The 21,244-nt window shown below is 64.8% G+C and carries 17 protein-coding genes and 3 pseudogenes; 13 read left to right on the plus strand and 7 right to left on the minus strand.

Annotation, left to right across the window (positions count from 1 at the left end):
* Positions 1–62: 62 nt before the first annotated feature.
* Positions 63–3,974 (plus strand): FG-GAP-like repeat-containing protein, encoded by a 3,912-nt coding sequence (locus tag JWQ90_RS24010; protein ID WP_299697540.1) that lies wholly within the window; start codon positions 63–65, stop codon positions 3,972–3,974.
* 196 nt (positions 3,975–4,170) lie between these two features.
* Positions 4,171–4,353 (plus strand): annotated as a pseudogene (locus JWQ90_RS24015) (type II toxin-antitoxin system Phd/YefM family antitoxin); the annotation flags it as partial.
* 81 nt (positions 4,354–4,434) lie between these two features.
* Here the strand turns inward: JWQ90_RS24015 and JWQ90_RS24020 are convergent.
* On the minus strand, positions 4,435–5,343 hold the full coding sequence (locus tag JWQ90_RS24020; protein ID WP_299697542.1) for an AraC family transcriptional regulator: 909 nt from the start codon (positions 5,341–5,343) through the stop codon (positions 4,435–4,437).
* Between the two features lie 141 nt (positions 5,344–5,484).
* Here JWQ90_RS24020 and JWQ90_RS24025 point away from each other — a divergent pair, with 141 nt between their 5' ends.
* Both JWQ90_RS24025 and JWQ90_RS24030 read left to right on the plus strand, forming a co-directional pair.
* A complete protein-coding gene (locus JWQ90_RS24025; protein WP_299697544.1) occupies positions 5,485–6,228 on the plus strand; it encodes an SDR family oxidoreductase in 744 nt (247 codons plus the stop codon).
* A gap of 258 nt (positions 6,229–6,486) precedes the next feature.
* Positions 6,487–6,787, plus strand: a pseudogene (locus tag JWQ90_RS24030) (VOC family protein).
* Positions 6,788–6,864: 77 nt separating this feature from the next.
* Here JWQ90_RS24030 and JWQ90_RS24035 read toward each other — a convergent pair.
* A complete protein-coding gene (locus tag JWQ90_RS24035) occupies positions 6,865–7,206 on the minus strand; it encodes a YciI family protein (RefSeq protein WP_299697545.1) in 342 nt (113 codons plus the stop codon).
* 294 nt (positions 7,207–7,500) lie between these two features.
* Between JWQ90_RS24035 and JWQ90_RS24040 the strand changes: the two genes are divergently transcribed.
* A complete protein-coding gene (locus JWQ90_RS24040; RefSeq protein ID WP_299697546.1) occupies positions 7,501–9,114 on the plus strand; it encodes a sulfatase-like hydrolase/transferase in 1,614 nt (537 codons plus the stop codon).
* A gap of 335 nt (positions 9,115–9,449) precedes the next feature.
* On the opposite strand, the gene JWQ90_RS24045 is transcribed toward JWQ90_RS24040, so the two are convergent.
* Together JWQ90_RS24045 and JWQ90_RS24050 are read right to left on the minus strand one after the other, a co-directional pair.
* A complete protein-coding gene (locus JWQ90_RS24045; protein ID WP_299697547.1) occupies positions 9,450–10,739 on the minus strand; it encodes an amidohydrolase family protein in 1,290 nt (429 codons plus the stop codon).
* A 173-nt stretch (positions 10,740–10,912) separates the two neighbouring features.
* Positions 10,913–11,389, minus strand: a pseudogene (locus JWQ90_RS24050) (hypothetical protein); the annotation flags it as partial.
* On the opposite strand from JWQ90_RS24050, the gene JWQ90_RS24055 reads away from it, so the two are divergent.
* The 3 genes from JWQ90_RS24055 (at position 11,360) to JWQ90_RS24065 (ending at position 14,244) form a co-directional block, all read left to right on the plus strand.
* Positions 11,360–12,100, plus strand: a complete 741-nt coding sequence (locus JWQ90_RS24055; RefSeq protein ID WP_299697549.1) for a helix-turn-helix domain-containing protein — start codon at positions 11,360–11,362, stop codon at positions 12,098–12,100. The pseudogene JWQ90_RS24050 and the gene JWQ90_RS24055 overlap by 30 nt on opposite strands.
* A 244-nt stretch (positions 12,101–12,344) precedes the next feature.
* Positions 12,345–13,907, plus strand: a complete 1,563-nt coding sequence (locus JWQ90_RS24060) for a cytochrome P450 (protein ID WP_299697550.1) — start codon at positions 12,345–12,347, stop codon at positions 13,905–13,907.
* 16 nt (positions 13,908–13,923) lie between these two features.
* On the plus strand, positions 13,924–14,244 hold the full coding sequence (locus tag JWQ90_RS24065) for a 2Fe-2S iron-sulfur cluster-binding protein (protein WP_299697551.1): 321 nt from the start codon (positions 13,924–13,926) through the stop codon (positions 14,242–14,244).
* A 237-nt stretch (positions 14,245–14,481) separates the two neighbouring features.
* Here JWQ90_RS24065 and JWQ90_RS24070 read toward each other — a convergent pair whose 3' ends face one another.
* The 3 genes from JWQ90_RS24070 to JWQ90_RS24080 all read right to left on the minus strand — a co-directional run bounded on the left by JWQ90_RS24070 (position 14,482) and on the right by JWQ90_RS24080 (position 17,756).
* Positions 14,482–17,064 (minus strand): AAA family ATPase, encoded by a 2,583-nt coding sequence (locus tag JWQ90_RS24070; RefSeq protein ID WP_299697552.1) that lies wholly within the window; start codon positions 17,062–17,064, stop codon positions 14,482–14,484.
* Between the two features lie 66 nt (positions 17,065–17,130).
* Positions 17,131–17,466, minus strand: a complete 336-nt coding sequence (locus JWQ90_RS24075) for a DUF4242 domain-containing protein (protein WP_299697553.1) — start codon at positions 17,464–17,466, stop codon at positions 17,131–17,133.
* A gap of 17 nt (positions 17,467–17,483) precedes the next feature.
* On the minus strand, positions 17,484–17,756 hold the full coding sequence (locus JWQ90_RS24080; protein ID WP_299697554.1) for a DUF4242 domain-containing protein: 273 nt from the start codon (positions 17,754–17,756) through the stop codon (positions 17,484–17,486).
* Between the two features lie 427 nt (positions 17,757–18,183).
* On the opposite strand from JWQ90_RS24080, the gene atpD reads away from it, so the two are divergent.
* From atpD to JWQ90_RS24105, 5 genes are read left to right on the plus strand one after another with little or no spacing between them, the layout of a single operon-like run.
* Positions 18,184–19,626, plus strand: a complete 1,443-nt coding sequence (gene atpD, locus JWQ90_RS24085; RefSeq protein ID WP_299697555.1) for a F0F1 ATP synthase subunit beta — start codon at positions 18,184–18,186, stop codon at positions 19,624–19,626.
* The gene (locus JWQ90_RS24090; protein WP_299697556.1) at positions 19,623–20,027 is read left to right on the plus strand and encodes a hypothetical protein; all 405 of its coding nucleotides are present in this window, start codon (positions 19,623–19,625) and stop codon (positions 20,025–20,027) included. The genes atpD and JWQ90_RS24090 overlap by 4 nt, the downstream gene beginning before the upstream one ends.
* Positions 20,028–20,056: 29 nt before the next feature.
* Positions 20,057–20,311: an AtpZ/AtpI family protein gene (locus JWQ90_RS24095; protein WP_299697557.1), complete on the plus strand. Its 255-nt coding sequence runs from the start codon at positions 20,057–20,059 to the stop codon at positions 20,309–20,311.
* Positions 20,308–20,574 (plus strand): ATP synthase subunit I, encoded by a 267-nt coding sequence (locus tag JWQ90_RS24100; RefSeq protein WP_299697558.1) that lies wholly within the window; start codon positions 20,308–20,310, stop codon positions 20,572–20,574. The genes JWQ90_RS24095 and JWQ90_RS24100 overlap by 4 nt, the downstream gene beginning before the upstream one ends.
* Positions 20,571–21,239 (plus strand): F0F1 ATP synthase subunit A, encoded by a 669-nt coding sequence (locus JWQ90_RS24105; RefSeq protein ID WP_299697559.1) that lies wholly within the window; start codon positions 20,571–20,573, stop codon positions 21,237–21,239. Before JWQ90_RS24100 ends, JWQ90_RS24105 begins: the two co-directional genes overlap by 4 nt.
* The last annotated feature ends 5 nt before the right edge of the window (positions 21,240–21,244 follow it).

Here is a 21,244-nt window from a genome sequence, read left to right on the forward strand (position 1 = left end):
CTGTTTGAAAAACTAGAACGATGATGAAAGGGAAAACGATCATGGCGCAGCTGAAATCAATCTTGAAATCCGTCGGAGTGGTGCGCTGTGGTGCCTTCGCACTCGGCCTGTTCTGCACGCTCAGCGCACTTGCCGACAGCACTATGCTGACGGCCGGTGATACCAGCGCCACAGTCACCGGCAGCAGCGCGGAGTCGATGGACTTCGCCATCACCCGTAGCGGTGATCTGAGCTACGACGCCTACCTGGCCTATCAGACTGCCGACGATACGGCCGTTGCCGGCAGCGACTACACGGCGAGTTCCGGCACGGTGCTGATCCCGGCCGGTGCCAGCAGCGCCACAGTGTCGGTGCCAGTGTTGGGCAGCAGCACGCCCAAGACCGACCGCGCATTCAAGCTCGATGTGCTGGGTGCGTTCGGCGTCGGGCCCGCGCCAAGCTTCGGCGACCCGACCAAGATCAGCGCGGGTTATCGGCCGCGGCAGGCAGTGATCGCGGACTTCAACGGCGACGGCAAACTCGACCTCGCGGTGGCGAACGGGCAGAGCACCATCTCGATCCTGTTCAACAACACCGCGCCGGGGGCTCTCAGCCCCAGCTTCGCCCTGGTCGCCAGCCCGGCCGCCGGTGACAGCGCGACATCTGTCGCCGTGGGTGATTTCAACGGCGACGGCAGGCCCGATCTCGTGGTCGCCAGCATCAACAGCAACACCGTCTCGATCCTGTTCAACAACACCGCGCCGGGCGCCACCACGGCCAGCTTCACGCTCGCCGCCAGCGTGGCCGTCGGCAACAGCCCGAGTTCTGTCGCGGTCGGCGATTTCAACGGCGACAGCCGAGTCGATGTCGCGGTGGCCAATGCCGGTGGCAACTCCGTTTCCATCCTGCTCAACGGCACCGCGCCGGGTGCGCCCAGCGTCGCCAGCTTCACGCTCGCGGCCACCCTGAGTGTCGGCGCCAGCCCGAGCGCGGTCGCGGTGGGCGATTTCAACGGCGACGGCAAGCTGGACCTGGCGGTGGCCAACGCCTACGACCGGACCGTTTCCATCCTGTTCAACGGCACCGCGCCGGGCGCCAGCAGCAGCGCCAGCTTCGCGCTCGCCGCCAGCCTGGCGGTCGGCAGCAACCCGACCTCGCTTGCGGTGGGCGACTTCAATGGCGACGGCAAGTCCGACCTGGCAGTCGCCAACCAGGCCAGCAGCACCGTGTCGATCCTGTTCAACACCACTGTGCCAGGAGCGAGCAGCAGCGCCAGCTTCACGCTCGCTGCCAGTGCAGCCGCGAGCAACCCCTATTACGTGACGGCGGGCGACCTCAACGGCGACGGTAAGCCCGACCTGGCGACGGTGAATACCCGCGGCGACCTGTCGATCCTGCTCAACGGCACCGCGCCGGGTGCCACCGACAGCGCCAGCTTTACGCTCGCCGCCAGCCCCGACCCGATCGGCAATTCGGTCACCGTGGCGATCGGCGACCTCAATGGCGACGGCCTGCCGGATCTGGCGATGGCCAATCCCACGGTCGGCGGCGGCTCCGCCCCGGGCTTCGTCTCGGTGCTGCTCAACACCGCGCCGGCGAGCGTAGCGGTGGAGGGCTTCGGTACACCGCTGGTATTGCCGTCGGCCGACTACAACCAGGTCACCGCGACCGCAGCAGATTTCAACGGCGATGGACTGCCCGATCTGCTGCTGGGCAGTGTCTATTGCTGTGGAGTGCCGATCAGCGTGCTGCTCAACGCGCGCTCACCGGGTGACCCGACGCCGCACTTCCTGACGCCTCAGAACGTCGCCACGACCGCAGGTGCCGAGCAGGTTGCCGTTGCCGACCTCAACTTCGACGGGCGGCCGGATTTCATCATGGCCTCCGCGGTGATGATCAACGCGACCGCAACCGGAGCTGCTGCGGTGTCGTTCGCTGCCTCGTCCGTCCCGGGCCTCAACGAAGACGTGGTCGCCGTTGCAGATTTCGACAACGACGGCAAACCGGACCTGGTGTCCTCTAACGGCTCGCTACCGCTTGCGGTGGCGCGGAATCTCACTGCAGCGGGCAGCCCGTCTGTGAGCTTTTCGCAGTGGCAGGGCATTGCGACAACGCTTTCGGCGCAGGCCATGGCCGCTGCCGATTTCAATGGTGACGGCAAGCCCGACATCGCCACCGTCACCGGAACGAGCGCCGGAAACCTCGCCGTGTTCATGAATACGAGCGTGGCGGGCTCCGGCTCGCTGTCCTTTGGGCAGGAGAATCTCCTATGCACGGAGCAATATCTCTGCGGTGGCCAGTACATCCGTGCGGCCGACATCAACGGAGACGGCCGGCCGGATCTGGTCATCGTGGAACCCAACCGCGGCATGGCCACGGTGTTCATCAACAACACGGCGCCGGGCGCCGCAAGCCCGAGCTTCGTGCGCTCGGCGGCCTTTGCGGTCGGCTCGGACGAGGGTTACCGCTTCAGCCTGACGATCGCCGACATGGACCGTGACGGCAGGCCGGATCTGCTGATAGCCGACACTTTCAACCGCATCTTCGGCGTGTTCCTGAACCGTACTGCGCCCGGTTCAACAGTGCCGGTGTTCGCGGAACGTCTGAGCCTCAGCAATAACGATGAGTCGGCAGCCGCTGCCGCCGATTTCGACGGCGACGGCCTGTTCGATCTGGCGGTGCCAGGCAGCGGCAGTGTCTCGGTCTGGGTCAATCAAAAATTCCACGCCGGCATAGTCAATTCGTCAGCGGCCGGCACGATCCACTACGCCGTTGCTATCGTCTCGCTGAGCCCCGCTTCGCTGGACTTTGGCAGTCAGCGCGTCGCCAGCAGCAGTGCGGCAAAGACAGTGCAGCTGAGCAACAGCGGCGATGCTCCGTTTGCCCTGGACACGATCGCCGCCAGCGGCGATTTCAGTCAGAGCAACGACTGCCCGGCGAGCCTGGCACCCGGAGCGCAGTGCAGCATCAGCGTGGTGTTCAGGCCCACCGCCACCGGTGCCCGCAGCGGCACGCTCACGGTCGCCACCAATGCGGCGGGCAGCCCGGCGACGGTTGGCCTCAGCGGCACCGGCATTGAGCCGGTAGCGGAGTTCAGCGCCGCCTCGCTCAGCTTCGGCGAACAGCCGGTGGGCACGACGAGCACAGCGCAGACGCTCACGCTGAACAATTCGGGCAGCGCCACGCTCGACATCGCCAGCGTTATGGCCTCCGGCGATTTCGCGCAGCACAACGACTGCGGCGTGATGCTGCTGCCCGGCAACAGCTGCAGCATCAGCGTGACGTTCACGCCCGCCGTCAGCGGCGCGCGCAGCGGCACGATCACGGTGCTGTCCGACGCTGCCAGCAGCCCCAGCATCATCAACCTGAGCGGCACCGGCACGGCGCCGATCGTGCACCTGAGCGCGAGCGCGCTGAGCTTCGGCAGCATCTACATTGGCAGCAGCAGTGCAGCACAGAGCGTGACGCTGTCGAACACCGGCAATGGAGTGCTGCAGATCGCCAGCCTCACGATCTCGGGGGATTTCTCCAAGACCAGCGATTGCGGCACGACACTGGCTCCCGGCGCCGCTTGCACCATCAATGTGAGCTTCACGCCGCAAGCTGCCGGCGCGCGCAGCGGCGCGCTGACGCTGAGCAGCAACGTCGCCACCAGCCCCGACACGGTGAGCCTGAGCGGCAACGGCCTGAAGCACGACACGCAACTGATGGTGAATCCTGCGCTCGGCACGCTGATACCGCCACAGCTGTACCTCGGCGCCTCGGCGACGCTGGAGCAGACCACGCCGACCGTCGCGCCGCTGGCCGGCAAGACAGTGAGCTTCAGCACCAGCAATGGCCGCTTCATCTGCAGCGGTGTAACCGATGCCAACGGCGACGCGAGCTGCCGCGGCACGCTGACCGTGCTCGGCATCCTGCTCGGCGGCGGTTACCACGGCAGCTTCGCCGGGGATGCCCAGTACAACGCATCGGAGGGCGACGGTCGGGCGCTGTAGTTCAAGCAAGCGCAGAGCAGCGGCGGCTGGTCGTCGCTGCTCTGCGTGAGAGTCGCCCGTTTACCGCAAACAGGCAGCCCGTTCGTCCCGAGTAGCTGCGAAGCAGCGTATCGAGGGGCCTTCGCCGCCCCTGGAAATAGACGTTGCGTCAGTTCGTGCAGCAACATTTGTACGTATCCAGGCATCGGAGGTCCCCGTGTCCATCACCAAGCTCTCCAGCCGGGAGTTCAGCCAGGACACCGGCAAAGCCAAGAAGGCCGCTGCGAAAGGGCCGGTCTTCATCACCGATCGCGGTAAGCCCGCGCATGTCCTGCTGAGCGTCGAGGACTACCAGCGGCTTACGGGTGGTCACCGCAAAATCGCGGACGCTTTGGCGATGTAGTGGAGGGGGTATAACGCTGTTTCAGACGGAATTTTTACAATCTCAGCGCAAGCCCGACACCACCCGCGCACGGGGGTGCTAGTTGGCCATTCCGATGCGAAAGCTGGAAATTATGCGTGCCGCGTCCTGAGTCGGCGGCAAGCCAAATGCGCGCGCGTATTCGCGGCTGAACTGCGTCGGGCTCTCATAACCGACATCAAGCGCAGTGGCGGTAACGCTTTTGCCCTGCGCCGTAAGTAGCTGTCGGGCTTGCAGCAGACGTAGCTGCTTTTGATACTGAAGCGGGCTTAGCGCCGTTGCGGATTTGAACTGGCGATGGAATGCCGACTCGCTCATGGCCACCTGCTCGGCGAGTTCGGCGATCCTCAATGGCCTGCGGAAGTCGCGGCGGATTCGCTTAATGGCGCTGCTGATGCGCGCCAGTGCCGAATCCGGCGTTGCGAGTTGCCGCAGCATGTGGCCCTGCGGGCCTTGCAGCACGCGGTAGAGAATCTCGCGCTCGTAGGCCGGCGCCAACGCCGGAACATCATTCGGCCGCTCCATCAGTCGCAACATTCGCACCCAGGCATCCATGAGTTCGGGAGTCACCGCCGCGACATTGAAGGCTTCCGGCTGCGAAGACGGGTCACCGTGTTCATGGACCGCAAGGGAAAGATCGCCCAGCAATGCAGCGATGGCCGTCACGTCCAATGTCAGGCTGATCGCCAGGTACGGCTCGCCGGTGGCGGCGGCGTGTACCGACCCGACTGCTGGCAGGTCCACGGACATCACGAAGTAAGTGGCAGGGTCGTAGTGCAGCGTCTTCGCACCCACCGTCATCGACTTTCCGCCGCGAAGGATCATGTTGACCATGGGCTCGTAAACGGCGGCCAGCGCGTGCTCCGGGATCTCTCCTTGCACCATCGCGACCCGCGGAATGCCGGTGTCGGTGCGGCGATTTTCGGCTTTTGATGCCAGCCGACGTAGTTCTTCGAGTGCAGTTTCCATAGCCGCTATAGGACACGCGCAGGGCGAGTCTGACAAGAGAGAAAGCAGGAATAGGCAGGAATCCGGGAGGATCGGGAAGGCGCCATCCCAGGTGCCGTCTTAGCCTGTGCAACATCAAAACCGCACAGGAGCAACACCATCATGAAGAACGTTCTGATCACCGGCGGCAGCCGCGGCATCGGCGCCAGCGCTGCACTTCAGTGCGCCCAGCGCGGGATGGGCGTCATCCTCACCTACAACGCCCGGCCCGACGCGGCGCAGGCTGTGGTCGAGCGCATCCAGGCTGCGGGCGGCAGCGCGGTGGCCCTGCAACTGGACGTGGGCAACAGCGCCGGCTTCGCCGCGTTCACCGCACAGGTGCGCCAGGCACTGCAGTCCACCTGGAACGGCACCACTCTCGATGGCCTGGTCAACAACGCGGGCTTCGGGCTGTTCAATCCGATCGAGACGGTGACCGAAGACCAGTTCGACAGCCTGTTCAACGTACACCTGAAGGGGCCGTTTTTTCTGACCCAGGCATTGCTGCCGTTGTTGGCCGACGGTGCCAGCATCGTCAATCTCACCAGTGCCACCACGCGTGTGGCCACGCCAGGCGTGGCGCCCTATGCGGCGTTCAAGGGCGGCCTCGGCGTGCTGACGCGTTACATGGCCAAGGAATTCGGCCCGCGCCGCATCCGGGTCAATGCGGTTGCGCCGGGCGCGATCCGCACCGAACTCGGCGGCGGGCTCAATGACGAGTTCGAGGCGCTGCTGTCATCGCAAACCGCACTCGGACGAGTGGGCGAACCCGACGACGTGGGTCGGGTGATTGCCGGGCTACTGTCTGAAGACCAGGCCTGGGTCAACGCACAGTCCATCGAAGTAGCCGGCGGCTACATCATCTGATCAGGCGAACCCGGAGCACGACCATGCTGGATCAGGTCTTCCTGTCCGTCCGGGACACCGCGCGTTCGGTGGCGTTCTACACCGCGGCGCTGGCGGAGTTGCTCAACTTCATCCAGTCCAACGTGCCGGCTCCCAGCCCACCGCCAGCGCCTACGACCACCGCCCCTATCTCGACGGCAGCACTGAAAGCGTTACGATCACGCCCAAGGTGGCCGCGCAGTAGATAGCGGCCGAAGAACGCCACATCGGAGTAGTGACATGGAACAGCCAGCAAAGAACACAATTTGCCTTTGGTTCAACGGCGATGCCGAGGAAGCGGCGCGGTTTTACGCCGAAACCTTTCCTGATTCGGCGATCGGCGCAGTGCATCGCGCACCGGGAGACTTTCCATCCGGAAAGGAGGGCGACGTGTTGACCGTGGAATTTTCAGTGATGGGCATTCCATGCCTCGGGCTCAACGGCGGACCGGCGTTCAAACACAGCCAAGCGCGCGTTCGATGCGATGATGCAAATGACAAAGATCGATGTCGCGGCCATCGAGGCAGCGCGCCGCGGCTGAGGAACCAAGATCACCAGACCTTGCAGCGGACGTGGCGCGCTCCAACTTTCCCGCTGCTTGAAAGCGTCCTGCGTCAGTCAGTGAAACGGCCGCACCTCGACCGGCGCCCGACAGGCGACGGCGGCCTTGCGCCCCCAGGCCAGCGCCTCGTCCAGGTCAGCGGCTTCCAGCACCCAGAAACCGCCCACATGCTCCTTGGTCTCCAGGTACGGCCCGTCGGTGACGTGCACCCCACCATCGGGCTGTGCCCGTAGCGACATCGCGCTGCTTGCCGGGTGCAGGCCGCCAACGAAAATCCTGACACCAGCGGCAATCATCTCGTCGTTAAGCACGTCGATATCGCGCGACATTGCTTCGTCTTCAGCGACCAACGGGTCGTAGTCGTCGGGGTGGTGAATAGCAACCCAATACTGCGCCATGACTTCTCCTGTAACGGTTGTATCGCTTGCCCAGCGATTCCATCGTTAGTACTAGCACTAATTTCCAGCTGTCCTGCGCCGTGTGCAGGCCTAGTATCGACCGCAGGCAAAGCAGTGCTCATCGGAACGGCAGGTACAGATGGATTGCGCCGGGGTCAGGAGCCGCCGCGCATCCACGGCCGCCGTTCTCTGTTTCCACACTGCTCGGGATTTCATGCCGCGTCCTCGGACGCTGCACCACCGTGGTAAGTCGTTTCACCGCATGCATCGTTGCTGCTCATGGAGGATTGGAACATGAATGCTGTTACCGAACTGCAGGCGCTGTACGAACTGAAGGGTTTGCCGGCGAAGCCCGACATCATCGTCATTCTCACCGACCAGGAACGCTACCCGGTTCACTGGCCTGCCGATTTCGTGAACTCGCTGACCGGCTGGAATCGGCTCAAGGCCCACGGCCTGAGTTTCGAGCGTGCCTACACCTCGGCCTGCATGTGCACGCCGTCGCGCGGCGTGATGATTACCAGCAACTACGCCAATCTGACGGGCTTGGCGATGACGCCGGGTGAGCTGTCGTATGCCGATCCGCGCGTCCCGCAGCTCGCGGCCTTGATGCAGGCTCAGGGCTACGACGTGATCTGGAAAGGCAAATGGCATCTGTCGACACCCTGCGACGTGATGCAATGGTCGCCGTACGACGTCAAGAACATGCAGCAGCAGTACGGCTTCTCCGACTGGAATCCGCCGGATGCCGGCACCGTCACCGGCTTTTCGACCTACGAGTCCTGGGCCACTGCCGGCTCCGGCAATCCGGGCCACGCCAATCCAGCCAACGACAAGCGCTACCTGCGCAAGTACGGCGAGGGTGTGGACGCCCACGGCTTCGGCGAGGGTGCGCTTGATTTCCTGGAGGCGCGGGCTCGTGGCCGCAAGCAAGGTGACGCCGCCGCCATGCAGCCGTTCCTGATGTTCATGTCGTTCGTGAACCCGCACGACATCAACTTCTTTCCCGATGGCTGGCAGAGCCTCGGCTACTCCGAGGGTGATTTCTGCGATCTGCCGATCCATCTGCCACCCAACGCCGTGGACAGCCTGCTGACCAAGCCCACGATCCAGTCCGATATCCGCAACATCATGAACCAGGGGACGCCGCTCCTCGGGCAGGACGAGCTGGCCGCGGGTACCACTCGCCCGGCCGTCCAGCCAGACAAGGCCGACACCGTACTCAACTACGTCAAGTTCTATGCGTTCATGACGCAGTACGTGAACGAGCGTGTCGTTGAATTTCTGAACCACCTCGAGTTGCACGGCTTCATCAGGGACACACTGATCATCCGCACCTCGGACCACGGCGAGATGGGGATGTCGCATGGCATGCGCGAGAAGGTCTACAACGTCTACGAGGAGACCATCCACATTCCGCTGGTCATCTCGAATCCGAGGCTGTTCCCGAACCCGCAGAAGACCGATGCGCTGTACGCCCACGTCGACTTTCTGCCGACGCTGCTGAATCTCGCGGGTGGCAGCGAGTCTCTACTGATGAAAGGCAAGAGCCTGGCGCCCGCCATTCTCGACCCGAAACGCGAAGTGCAGGACACGGTGCTGTTCTGCTACGACGACGAGTCGGCGATGATCAGCGACCTTCAGTACCTCAGCCATATCCGCGCGGTCCGGCATCGCCACTTCACCTATGCCGTGTACTTTTCGCCGAACCTGCCGGGCCAGTACCAGTACGAGCTGTACGATCTGGATACCGACCGCGAGCAGAAGCACAACTTACTGCACAAGCCTCACCGGGCCAGCAAAGAGGTCAAGGCGCTCTGGGCCAAGCTGCAAGTCCTGCTGGACCAGAAGATGATCGAGGCGGGGCAGACACCGTTCCCGCCGGTCGTCGAAGGTCGGCAGGACTAGGGCGAATGGCACTAGCTTGACGAGCGGTCCCCTCTCCCGCCTGCGGGAGAGAGACCGCCGCAGCTTGGCGCTGCCGGCTTGACCCCCGGAACCGACCCGCCCCTTCCCCCGCCTGCGGGGGAAGGTTGGAATGGGGGCGAGACGATAGCGCCGCGCCTGCTCTTCCTCCCCCGCATGCGGGGGAGGAAGAGGTTCCTGGGTAGGGAACAGGGCCGGTTCATAGAAAGGGAATGAGGTTTCGAGATTGATGTGTCGCGCTGCAAACGGGCGCCAACAACAAACACCAGTGAGCCGGGTGTTGGCCCGGCGTGCTGGTTTCGATAGGCCTGCTTGCCTTAGAACTTCAGGCTGTACAACTCAACGGCGTTGCGCTCGAGAACGCGCTTGCGCGTTTCGTAATCGTGGCCGCCCATGATCTCGACCAGCTTGTCCTGCACGCCGGGATACAGCGACGTCGGGTGCGGGAAGTCGGTCTCGAACAGCAGCCGATCGACGCCGATTTCATCCAGCATGTGCTTGGGCGCAAAGGACTCGAACCAGAACGTGACCCAGAAGTGTTTCTTGAAATACTCCTTCGGGCGCATCTTCAGGCCGCGATTCTCGGTGGTCCTGAACTCATTCAGCTGATGCTCCATCGCCTCCAGCCAGAAGGGCACCCAGCCGGCACCGCTTTCGATCAGGCCAATCTTGAGGTTCGGATATTTGTCGAGAATGCCTGAGACCATCATGTTGGACATGGTGGCGCCACAGCCGACGTGATGGATCAGCGCATGGATCGGCAGGCGCTGGTCGAAGCCGAGGTTGTCCCAGATCGCCGAGTTCGCATCGAGCGAGCCGTTGAGATGAAAGTTGATCGGCGTGCCGGTCGCGTTGCAGATGTCGAACACTTCCTCCCAGAACGGCGAGATCTTGCCGTCGCGGCCGATGTAGCCCTCGGACAGACGCTCCGGCCGGTCGGGCAGCACGACGCCCCTGACGCCCAGATCGACGATCCGGCGCATCTCCTGATTGAGCGTGTCTTTGTGCCAGTAGGGCAGCGTGCCCATGCAGTTGATGCGGCCGCCAGAGTCGTTCATCCGGTCCGCGCAGGCATCGTTGAATACCTTGACGACGCTGATCGCGAGTTGCTCGTCATTGAGTGCCACCAGCGAGCCCGCCTGGGTCACGCCGCCATTCTGGAAACAGATCTGCGCCCACACGCCCATCGCGTCCATTTCGGCGAGGCGCGGCTTGACCGAATAGGAGCCGGGGATGATCTGATCGTAGTTCTGAAAGGCGAGGCGGCCCAGCAGCTTGTTGTGGTCCTTGTCGATCACGTTGCCGCCGATCGAGCCGAAGTCCTTGTCGCCGATGTACCAGCGGTCCGCGCCGTCGATGCGCTTCACGTGCGGCATTTTGTCTTTCAGGCCGGCCGGTGCATTGGCGGTCCATAGATCCTGCGGCTCGGTGAAATGCGTGTCGCAATCGACGATCTTGATGCCTTCGAACAGCGGGTCGACGCCTCTGGAGTTGGCGGCGTAATCCACCTGCTTGATAAAACCGCCGGCCGCGCGGCCTTCATCCAACCAATAGCTGCGGGCGTCATCTGCACCCGCTTTGATCGCCGTCGTTGCATTGTCAGCCATACAGGCCTCCTCATTATGGTTTGCTTCAGTTGACCTTTTTAATATCGCAGATTGCGTGGAGCGCATTCGCGATTCGGACGCTGAGCATCATTTTTGGACGACTTGTTGAACCAAGCGGCTCTGCCCGCCGCAAATGCGCAAGAGCAGGCGCCTGCGGTGTCGACTGCGCCACTGAAGTCGAGCACGCCGTCATCCACCGGCTCCCGCTGCAGCATCCGGCGATCACGCCCGAAGTGGTTCAGTACCCGCCACGGCAGCTTGCTGCCCTGGCGCGGCTGGGTCGCCTTGGAGCGCTGCACGTAGCCGGAACGCAGCGCATCGAGTATGCCGGCGTCGGGGACCGCGCAGAGGCGCTCGTCCCAGGGCATGTAGCTCGGCGTGAAGTGGCGCATGTCGAAGTCGGGACCGACGTGCTTGCGCACCTGGCCGAGCAGCCATTTGCGCATGATCTTCGGCCAGCGCCGGCAGGCTTGGTAGAGCACGCGCTGGATCAGGATGTTGCGCTGGCGCGCCATGCGGTGGACCCAGGGCTGCGGCAGGAATTTGGCCAGCAGCTCGGAAATCGCGTCGCGGTTGGGCAGCGAGAAAACGTAGGACGGTGAACGCTGCAGCATCGTCACATGCGCGGCGGTACCGGCCATCGCCGGCACCGTCCCGCGCTGACATTCGGCGTCATCGAACCCAGCGCGCTGGCCGACGGCTGCGTCGAATTGCGACTGGATATCGTGCTGGCGCGGCTGCCGGCGCGGCGCCAGGTCATGGACCAGTGCCTCGGCGATCTGCATCGCATCCTGCAGTTTCTTGCCCGCGGCAACTACGAACTGCGCGGCGTGGCGCTGCCGCATACGCCGACCGCCGGGTTGAGCCGCTACACGCGGTGCTTCGGTGCAGCGGTTCACCCGGACCAGGAATTCGGCGGGCTTCATGTAACGCCGCGGACGCTGAGCGCCAGTCTTTCGGACGTAAACCAGTCGCTGCGGCAGATGGCCCTGGACTACCTGAATCGGCACTACGTCGATCCCGGCCAGAGCATCTCCTACCGCGTGCGGCGCGCACTCGGCTCGACCCTGAGCACCACGCGCGGCAGCAAATCCGCCGTTGCCGATCTGCTGTTCCTGCACCCGCGCACCCTGCAGCGCAAGCTGACGCTGGAGGGCACGACTTTTCAGGAGCTGCTGGATGAGATACGGCAGCAGACCGCCCTGCATTTCCTGCGCGAGACGCGCATCCCGCTGGCTCAGCTCACCGGCCTGCTGGGCTTGTCGGATCAGTCGGTGCTGACCCGATCCTGCCTGCGATGGTTCGGGCTGACACCGTCACGTATCCGCAGCGGCCGGGGATCAGCGGACTCGTCGGGATGAAAAATCAACTAGCGCCGCTCAAGAAGTTGCCCGGCGATCCGGCCCGTAGTTGAGATGAAGTGCCAGAGCCCGGTGGGGGCGGGGCTTGCAACGCGGAAGCCGGTTTCGATCGCGTCCCGGCGCCGCCCCACTGTGAAACAGCGCGCGACTATATTAAAGTCAGCTTACTGACGCCAATTCAGGCTCACGCCGGCGGACTCGCCTGATGCCGGCTCGCACCGCACTCACATTCGGGAATGCATTCATGAATACCAAGATTTCGTGGGACCCATACCGTCCCGACCTGGCCCACAACCCCTATCCGACCTACAAGCGGCTGCGCGAGGAATCGCCGCTGTACTACAACCAGGAATACGACTTCTACGCGCTGAGCCGCTACGCCGACGTCGAGCACGGCCTGCGCGACCGGGAAAACATGAGTTCTGCTTACGGCGACATCCTGGAGTTCGTGAAAGCCAAGTCGCGGATGCCGGATGCGGTGTTCATCCATCAGGACCCGCCGGTGCACAGCGCCTATCGCAGCCTGATGCAGCGCATCATCACGCCCAAGCGCATGCTCGGCGTCGAGCAGGAGATCCGCAAGCTCTGTGCGCGCAGCCTCGATCCGCTGATCGGCGCGGACCGCTTCGACTTCATCACCAATCTCGGCGCCGAAATGCCGATGCGCGCGATCAGCATGCTGCTTGGCATTCCCGAAGAAGACCAGGTCGCCATCCGCGAGTCGGTGGACAGCCGCATGCGCACCGAGGCCGGCAAGCCGATCGATCTGTCGAAGCAGCAGGATCTGCAGACCGAGGCGCTGGGAAGCTTCGAGGAATACATCAAGTGGCGCGAGAAGAATCCGTCCGACGACATGATGACCGAGTTGCTGCAGGCCGATTTCAATGACCCCAAGGGTGGCAAGCGCAAGCTGACTCGCGATGAGATCGTCGCGATCGTCAACGTCGTCGCCGGTGCCGGCAACGAGACCACCAATCGCCTGATCGGCTGGATGGGCAAGACGCTGGCCGAGCATCCGGATCAGCGCCGCCAGATTGCGGAAAATCCTGGCGCGCTGGTGGCTCCCGCCATTGAAGAGCTGCTGCGCTTCGAGCCGCCGGGCCCGTTCATGGCGCGCTACGTGACCAACGACATCGAGTACTACGGTCAGAAAATTCCGGCGGGCAGCGCGCTGCTGCTGCTGGTGTCCTCGGCGAACCGCGACGAAACACGCTTCGTCAAGGGCGACTCCTTCGATATCCATCGCGAAGTGCGTCCGCACATGACCTTTGGCAACGGCATCCACGTGTGCATCGGCGCACCGCTGGCACGTCTGGAAGGCCGCGTCGCGATGGAAGAACTGCTCAAGCGCTTCCCCGAATGGGAAGTGGACTACGACAACGCCGTGCTCTCGTCCACGTCCACCGTGCGCGGTTGGGATTCGCTGCCGGTGTGGGTCGGCTCCAAGCCGAAGAACGCTACGGTGTCGGCGCCCAAGGCCGCAGCGCCAGAAGCGGCGCCGACCGGCCCGGTTGCGCTGGAAGGCAAGTGGAACGTGGTGGTGAAGGGGCCCACAGGTCCGCAGCCGGCCGTGCTGGTACTCGAGAAAAATGGCGACAGCTTCGGCGGCGCGCAGACCGGCGACGGAGCCACCTCCCAGATCATCGACTTCAAGTACGACGGCAAGAACATTTCCTGGGCCAACCAGATCACCAAGCCGATGAAGCTGAAGGTGGAGTTCAAGGGCGAGATCAGCGGCAACACGATCAGCGGCAAGGCCAAGGCCGGCTTCATGGGCTCGTACCCGTTCACCGCGACCAAGGCCTGAGCATGAGGGATCTTTGATGAAGATCGTTTACATCGAGCACAACGGCAAGGAGCACGTGGTTGACGCGACGGTCGGCAAGAGTGTGATGCAGACCGCGCTGGACCATGCCGTGCCCGGCATCCTGGGTGATTGCGGTGGCGCCTGCTCCTGCGGGACCTGCCACTGCTACGTGGACGCCGCATGGGAAAGCAGGCTGCCGCCAAAGACCGAGGACGAAGAGCTCATGCTCGAAGGCACACTGCATACCGAGGCCAACAGCCGGCTGAGTTGCCAGATTCAGGTAACACCGGAAATCGACGGCCTGATGATGCGTCTGCCCAGCAGCCAGGTGCTGTAGCGCTTTTTGACAAACGCTGCTGCAGTCACAGCTCCATCCGCATCAATCAATGCAGATCGACCGGTGCCTCGGTGATGCGGCGTATGGTTTCGATCAGATTCTCGGATGGCCGCCGGCGCCGGGTCGCTGTTCGGCGCTGCTACCTGAGCGCCGCGCGGCGCTCGGGTGTGTGACCGGAATGCCCGCTTATCGCCGGCGTCGACGATCGGAGGTTATCCGGTTGCGCGCAGAAAATTGTCAGATCAAGGAAACGCCAGAACCATGCGCCACCGCAGCGGCCTCGGTGCGCGAACGCACGCCCAGCTTGCCGAGTATCGCGGAGACGTGATGATCGACGGTCTTTTCAGAGCGCACGAGCCGCTTCGCGATCTGCGCGTTGCTGAGCCCCTGCGCCAGCAGGCCCAGCACTTCGATCTCGCGGACCGTGAGGCCTGAAGGATTGCGCTGCGTTTCGGCTCGCGGCCCGCGCGGAACGCCGCGGGCGCCGAGTCTGCGAAGCTGGTCGCGGCAGCCGTTCTCCAGGGCGCTGGCGCCGAGCCCGGAGAAAATGGCCAGCGCTTCGCGCAGTGCCGGCTCGTCGCCGTCCATCAGGGCCGTGGCCTGGTAGAGCGGGAAGCCGAGCTGCTTCCAGGCCGCGCTGGCTACGCGCCAGTATCCGGCCCTTTGCAGCGCCTGCGGACTGTCCTTGCGCGGTATCACCGCGTCGCCTGCGCCCGCTCGCCATAACCAGAAGCCAAGTTCGTCGGTCCAGCGTGGATTGCGCGCTGCCGTGGCCAGGGCATAGGCGGCATGCAAGGCATCGTGGTTTTCCATGCTGCGACGTTCGATCCAGGCCGCCTCGTAGACTGCGACGAGCACCGGCGCAATACGCTGCAGTTCGCCGGTTTGCATCGCCAGCCGTTCGGCTTCGGCAAGCAGAGCGGCGCCGCCCGAGTCACCGCGGCAATACCGCAAGCGCGCGAGCGTCACCAGCGCCGGAATCCGCACGATCGACGGCGCCTGCGGCAGCGACAGGATGCGCCCTGCCGACTCGCCGGCCTCATCCCAGCGTCCGCTGTCGAAATCGATGCAAGTCATCATCGCGTGGATGTATCGGTCCCAGGAGTCCAGATCGCGCGCGGCGAAGTAGAGGCCGGCCTCGGCATAAGTTGCGCGTGCCCTGGCATAGTCGAGCGTGAAGAAGGCGTTCGAGACCAGGTTGACGTAGGCGCGCGCCACGTGTTCCTCGTAGCCGTGCTCCAACGCGATCGCGAGACTTCGCTCGATGTCGGCGCGACCTCGCCCATCGCCCGACAGCTCCAGCGAGGTGCCGACATTGTTGAGCGCGTGCGCCAGCAGTTCCTGGTCACCGAGGCGCTCGGCGATGCTGATCGCGCGCGTGCCGTGGGCGAGGGCCCCTGCGTAGCGTTCGGCCAGCATATCCAGCTGCGCGCGATTGCTGAACGCCCATCCGGCTTCGCGGGTGGGTTCGTCGCCCTGGTCCAGCAGGGCGATGGCGACGTCGGCATATTGCAGGGCCTCGGGGGTGTTACCGCTGTACCAATGCAGACGCGACAGCCAGCGCAGGCTGCGGCCCTCCGCTTCGCGCGCTCCCAGCTCGCGCCAGATGCCCAGTGCCGCTTCGCGCGAGGTGATCGCGGCCGGTAACTGGCTGGTCAGATAACACTCGTAGGCATGGCGTTCGTGGAGGTCGGCGCGCGTTGCCGGGTCGAGCGCACCGCCGCGCGACAATGCCAGGCCGTAGAGCGATGCCGCTTCACGATGCGCTCCGTGGCTGATGGCCGCCTGCGCCGCCGGCAGCGCGTGACGCAAAGCCGCCGCATCGTCGCCCGCCGCGGCGGCATGATGGACACGCCGTGCAGAGGCCGCCTGAGGCCAGGCCTCGAGTGCCTCAAGCATTCGCGCATGCAGCCTGCGTGATCGTGACGGCGCGATCGCCTGCTCGGCCGCGCGCCGCGCCAGCTCATGCCGGTAGGCAAAGCAGTCTCCTTCGTCGAGCAGCAGGCCGCAGCCGAGCGCCTGCTGCATGGATTCCTCGTCGGGCTCGAGTGCCCGCTCCAGCAAGCGGCGCTCGAGCCGGCCCGGCACGATGGCGACGAATTCAAGCAGCAGGCGCACGGCGTCACTCTGCCGGGCCATTCGCGCCATCACCGCATCGAGGATCGACGCCGGCAGTCCGCTGGTGCGCAGCACTTCGGTGACGAAAAAGGGATTGCCGCCGGTGAGCGTATGGATGCCATCGGCAGGATGCCCGGCACGGTCGGCGAGTTCGCGCACCGCGTCTTCCGACAGCGGCGGAATCGCGATGCGGCGGGTCGTGCGTCCCTGAAGATCGCCAAGCACCAGGCGCAGCGCATGACCCTCGCCAATCTCGTCGTCGCGATAGGTCAGGGCCATCAAAGCATTCACCCGACCCAGACGCCGCGCCAGAAACTTCACCAGGTCGAGCGTCGCCGCGTCGGCCCAGTGCAGGTCTTCGATCACGATCAGCGTCGGTACCGGGCTTTCGGACAGCGCCGCCAGCACGCCGGCGAACAAGGGCGCACGCTGGCCTTCCTGGCCGAAGCGCTCGAGCAGCGAAGGCTCGAGATCCGCGGCGAAGTCATGCAAGGGGCCGAGCGGGCGCGGTGAGAACAATGCCTCGCAGCCACCCCAGAGCACGCGAGCAGGGGCCACGGTACCGGCAAAATGCGTGAGCAGCGCGGTCTTGCCGATGCCGGCTTCGCCGCTGATCAGCAGCGTGCTGCCGCGCCCCTGCGCAGCCGCGTCAAATGCCCCGGCCAGCGTCTGCGCCGCAGCTTCGCGTTCGAGCAAGTCCAAAACGTCGCTCCCCAATGGTGCTTCGCATTATTACGCGCCACCGGGGAGCCGCGCATCGGCAGGGGCTCAGTACGGCTGAAGGCTGACCGGCACCTCGGTGACGGAGTCCACCGGAATGCCGTTGGCCACCGCGGCCTGGCGAATCGCCGATTCGTTCGGGCCATCGTAGATGCAGTAGGTCTTGGTCTCATCGGCGTTGGCATAGGAGGTCACCCAATGCACACCGTAACGGCTGTTGTTGGCGTTGATCTTGGCCTTCTTGCTGGCGTCGAGGCCGTCGAGCGCGCCCTTCGGAAAGCTGCGCTCGATCAGATAGCGATGCGTGGCGCCAGGCTCCGGCGCATCGGCGAACGCGGCACCGCTCAGCAACAACAGGGACAGGCTCAGCGTAAGGGTTTTCATCGCAGTTTCCGGGCGCATCAGAGATAGAAATAGGGGCTGAGATCGGAAACCGCGGTGATGCGGTCGACCGGCAGATCGTTGCGGCGCGCCACCTGGCGGATGGCCTCGGGTGATGGTGCGTCGTAGACACAGAAGCTGCGCGTCTTGTCGGCGCTGACATACGACTGCACCCAGGTGACGCCGTGCTCGGCGTTGTTGACGACGATGCCGGCGCAGGCCTTTGCGCCATCGCTGCTGACGGGCACGGCAAGCCCGGCCGGGAAGGTTCTTTCGACGATGAAACGTGACATGGCAAGTCTCCGCTGGAGTGATGGGGCTGACGCGAACGACGGTGTTCGCGTGCCACGCATCCTGCGCCGCTGCGGTCGGCGGGAAATCGGGAACCTTCCCTATTTTGAGCGGCGGGACTCCCTATTTTGGGTGGCGGCCCGCTGTGCAAAGGCCCTGGTCTCAGAACGATCGTGCCGCGTCGGCAAGTCTGGACTCGCGAGCCCTTCAGGCCGTCCTACGCGAGTTATCGAGGCGGTCTGGGCGGTCTGTTCATGCTGCATACCGCGCACGGGGCGAAGCTCAACCCGTGAACGACCCACTGCGAGAACGAGTAGCAGAGGCGCGAGCGGGTTGACGAGGATCAATGTCACCGTGCCGGCTCACTCTCACACTGCGGCAGCTTTCCCACCGTCTTCCCGTGGCCGCACGACATTTGGAGGAGTGCACATGACTGGACCGTTGTCTCCCCCAGCCTCGGCAGCGGCGCTCGCTCCGGGCACCGTCCTTGCGGTTCGCGGGGCCGTGGTCGACGTGCGTTTCTCAGAGCGGCATCTGCCCGCGCTGGAATCGGCGCTGAACATCGAACGGGCAGGCGGCGATGCCCCCTTGGTCGTCGAAGTGCAGAGTCATATCGACCTGCGAACCGTGCGCTGTGTGGCCATGAGCGGTACCGACGGCCTTCCGCGCGGCGCCGCCGCGTACCCGACCGGTGCTCCTTTGACGGTTCCGGTGGGTCCCAGGGTGTTGGGGCGTTTGTTCGATGTCACCGGGAAAGTGCTCGACGGCGGTCCGCCCCTTAGCGCCGATATTCCTCGCTGGCCGATCCAGCGCGCACCGCCGCCGCTGGCCAAGCGCGCAAATCAGATCCAGTTGTTCGAGACCGGGATCAAGGTGATCGATCTGTTGACGCCCGTCGCACAGGGTGGCAAGGCCGCCATGTTCGGCGGCGCCGGTGTCGGCAAGACCGTGCTGGTGCTCGAACTGATCCACGCGATGGCGGCCAGCTACCAGGGCACCTCGGTTTTTGCCGGTATCGGCGAGCGTTCGCGCGAGGGTCACGAGCTGATGCTCGACATGCGTCGCTCGGGCATGCTCGAAAAGACCGCCTTGCTGTTCGGCCAGATGAACGAGCCGCCCGGCGCGCGTTGGCGCGTCGCGCTGGCGGCGCTCACCGTCGCCGAGTACTTCCGCGACGAGTGCCGGCAGAACGTGCTGCTGCTGATGGACAACGTGTTCCGCTTCGTGCAGGCCGGCGCCGAAGTCTCCGGCCTGCTCGGGCGTCTGCCTTCGCGAGTCGGCTACCAGCCAACACTGGCGACCGAGGTCGCGGCGCTGCAGGAACGCATCGCGTCGCTGGACGGAGTTTCGGTGACCGCGATCGAAGCGGTGTACGTGCCCGCCGATGACTTCACCGACCCCGCGGTGACCACGATCGCGACCCACCTGGAAAGCCAGATGAAGCTGTCGCGTGCGATGGCGACCGAGGGCATGTATCCGGCGATCGATCCGCTGGCCTCGAGTTCGGTCCTGCTCGATCCGCTGATCGTGGGCGAGCGGCACTACCGTGTCGCGCAGTCCCTGCGCGAGGTGATCGCGCAGTACCGCGAACTGCAGGACGTGATCGCCCTGCTGGGCATCGAGGAACTCTCTGCCAAGGATCGCGTGGCCGTCGGCCGCGCCCGACGCCTGCAGCGCTTTCTGACGCAGCCCTTCGTCGTCACCGAGGCCTTCACCGGCAAGCCCGGCTGCAGCGTTGCCCTGGCGGACACGATCGCCGGCTGCGAAACCATCCTCGCGGGCGATACCGATGAATGGCCCGAGGAGGCGTTCTTCATGGCGGGCGGTCTTGACGAGGTGCGGCACCGCGCCGGCCTTGGTGCCGCAACGTGAGACTGCGACTCACCAGCCTGGGCGATGTACTGGTCGATACCGAGGTGCAATCGGTGCGCGCACAGGATGCCAGCGGCGTATTCGGCATCCTGCCCCGGCACGCCGATCTGCTGACCGTCCTCGACATCGGCGTGGTGAGCTGGCGCGATGCCGACGGTGCGCAGCACCACTGCGCCGTGAGGCGCGGCGTGCTCAGCGTGCAGCGCGGCATGGTCAGCGTTGCCACGCGCGAGGCGGTCGTCGACGACGACCTGGAGCATCTCGAATCGACGGTCATCGCGGCACTTCGGTCGCACGATGAAGATGAGATCCAGGCCCGCGTCGGCGGCCATCAGCTCGAACTGCGAATCGCCCGGCAGATCCTGCACTACCTGAACCCGGGTCGGGGAGCGCTGACGTGAGCCCCCAGCCTCGGCCCGAGGAGGACGACGTGGTCGATGGCGTCCGCCGGCGCCTGCGGGTTCACCGTCGGTGGCAGCGGGACGGCGAGCCGAGCCTGGCGCGACAGTTCGCGAGGGTCGGCGTCCTCGGCTGGCTCATCGTCGTGCCGACGCTGGGCGGAATCTTGATCGGTCGCACGCTGGACGCCCGCTTCGGCTCGGGGATCTTCTTCAGCGGTGCCTGGCTGCTCGCCGGCCTGTGCCTGGGTTGCTGGTCGGGCTGGCGCTGGATGCGGCAGGCATGACCACGGTCATGCTCGTGCCGATGTTCGTCGCGCTGGGCATGGCCGCCGGCGCGTTGCATTTCGCATCGCTGGCACGCGGTACTCGTGAGCTGGTCTGCGGCGAGTCGGCGTGGGCGCCGATCGCGCTGTTACTGCTGCGTTTCGTGGTGACGGGCACCTTGCTCTACGTCGCGGCGCGCCTGGGCGCGCTCGCGCTGATCGCAGCGCTGGCGGGCTGGCTCGTGGCACGCAGCTGGCGTCTGCACGCCGAGGCGGTCCAATGAAATCGCCGCTGGAATCCGCGGTGATTTTTTCGCTGGGACCGGTTCACTTCACGCAGCCGGTGGTCGCGACCTGGGTGCTGATCACCGCCCTGGTGGCGCTTTCGGCGCTGGTCACGCGACGACTGCGCGTCGAGAGTCCGGGACGTGCACAGGTTCTGCTCGAAAGCTTCCTGCAGCTGTTGCAAAGCCAGATCCGCGACACCATGCGCTGCGAGCCGGCGCCCTTCCTTCCGCTGATCACCACGCTGTTCCTGTTCGTGCTCGGCGCCAATCTGTCCTCGTTGATCCCCGGCAACGAGCCGCCAACTGCCGCGATCGAAACCGACGCTGCGCTGGCGCTGATCGTGTTCGTATCGGTGATCGTCTACGGCATTCGCGCCCGCGGCGTCGCCGGCTATCTGCGCGGCTTCGCCACGCCGAGCTGGGTGATGATCCCGCTCAACCTGATCGAGCAGGTGACCCGCAGTTTCGCCCTGATGGTGCGCCTGTTCGGGAACGTCATGAGCGGCGCCTTCGTCATCGCCGTTGTGCTGTCGCTCGCCGGACTCTTCCTGCCGATTCCCTTCATGGCGCTCGACGTGCTCACCGGCATCGTCCAGGCCTACATCTTCACCGTGCTCGCGATGGTGTTCATCGGCACGGCCGTTCACGAAGAGGGCGCCTGAGGGCG

This window comes from Hydrocarboniphaga sp., from assembly GCF_028291725.1.
Classification (GTDB): Bacteria; Pseudomonadota; Gammaproteobacteria; order Nevskiales; family Nevskiaceae; genus Hydrocarboniphaga.

Bases quoted from the DNA above. Each gene is read 5' to 3' on its own strand.
- JWQ90_RS24100 (WP_299697558.1), top strand. From the start codon at position 20,308: ATGACCACGGTCATGCTCGTGCCGATGTTCGTCGCGCTGGGCATGGCC.
- JWQ90_RS24035 (WP_299697545.1), bottom strand. From the start codon at position 7,206: ATGGCGCAGTATTGGGTTGCTATTCACCACCCCGACGACTACGACCCG.
- atpD (WP_299697555.1), top strand. From the start codon at position 18,184: ATGACTGGACCGTTGTCTCCCCCAGCCTCGGCAGCGGCGCTCGCTCCG.
- JWQ90_RS24075 (WP_299697553.1), bottom strand. From the start codon at position 17,466: ATGAAAACCCTTACGCTGAGCCTGTCCCTGTTGTTGCTGAGCGGTGCC.
- JWQ90_RS24060 (WP_299697550.1), top strand. From the start codon at position 12,345: ATGAATACCAAGATTTCGTGGGACCCATACCGTCCCGACCTGGCCCAC.
- JWQ90_RS24080 (WP_299697554.1), bottom strand. From the start codon at position 17,756: ATGTCACGTTTCATCGTCGAAAGAACCTTCCCGGCCGGGCTTGCCGTG.
- JWQ90_RS24105 (WP_299697559.1), top strand. From the start codon at position 20,571: ATGAAATCGCCGCTGGAATCCGCGGTGATTTTTTCGCTGGGACCGGTT.
- JWQ90_RS24045 (WP_299697547.1), bottom strand. From the start codon at position 10,739: ATGGCTGACAATGCAACGACGGCGATCAAAGCGGGTGCAGATGACGCC.
- JWQ90_RS24040 (WP_299697546.1), top strand. From the start codon at position 7,501: ATGAATGCTGTTACCGAACTGCAGGCGCTGTACGAACTGAAGGGTTTG.
- JWQ90_RS24020 (WP_299697542.1), bottom strand. From the start codon at position 5,343: ATGGAAACTGCACTCGAAGAACTACGTCGGCTGGCATCAAAAGCCGAA.
- JWQ90_RS24055 (WP_299697549.1), top strand. From the start codon at position 11,360: ATGCGCGGCGGTACCGGCCATCGCCGGCACCGTCCCGCGCTGACATTC.
- JWQ90_RS24065 (WP_299697551.1), top strand. From the start codon at position 13,924: ATGAAGATCGTTTACATCGAGCACAACGGCAAGGAGCACGTGGTTGAC.
- JWQ90_RS24025 (WP_299697544.1), top strand. From the start codon at position 5,485: ATGAAGAACGTTCTGATCACCGGCGGCAGCCGCGGCATCGGCGCCAGC.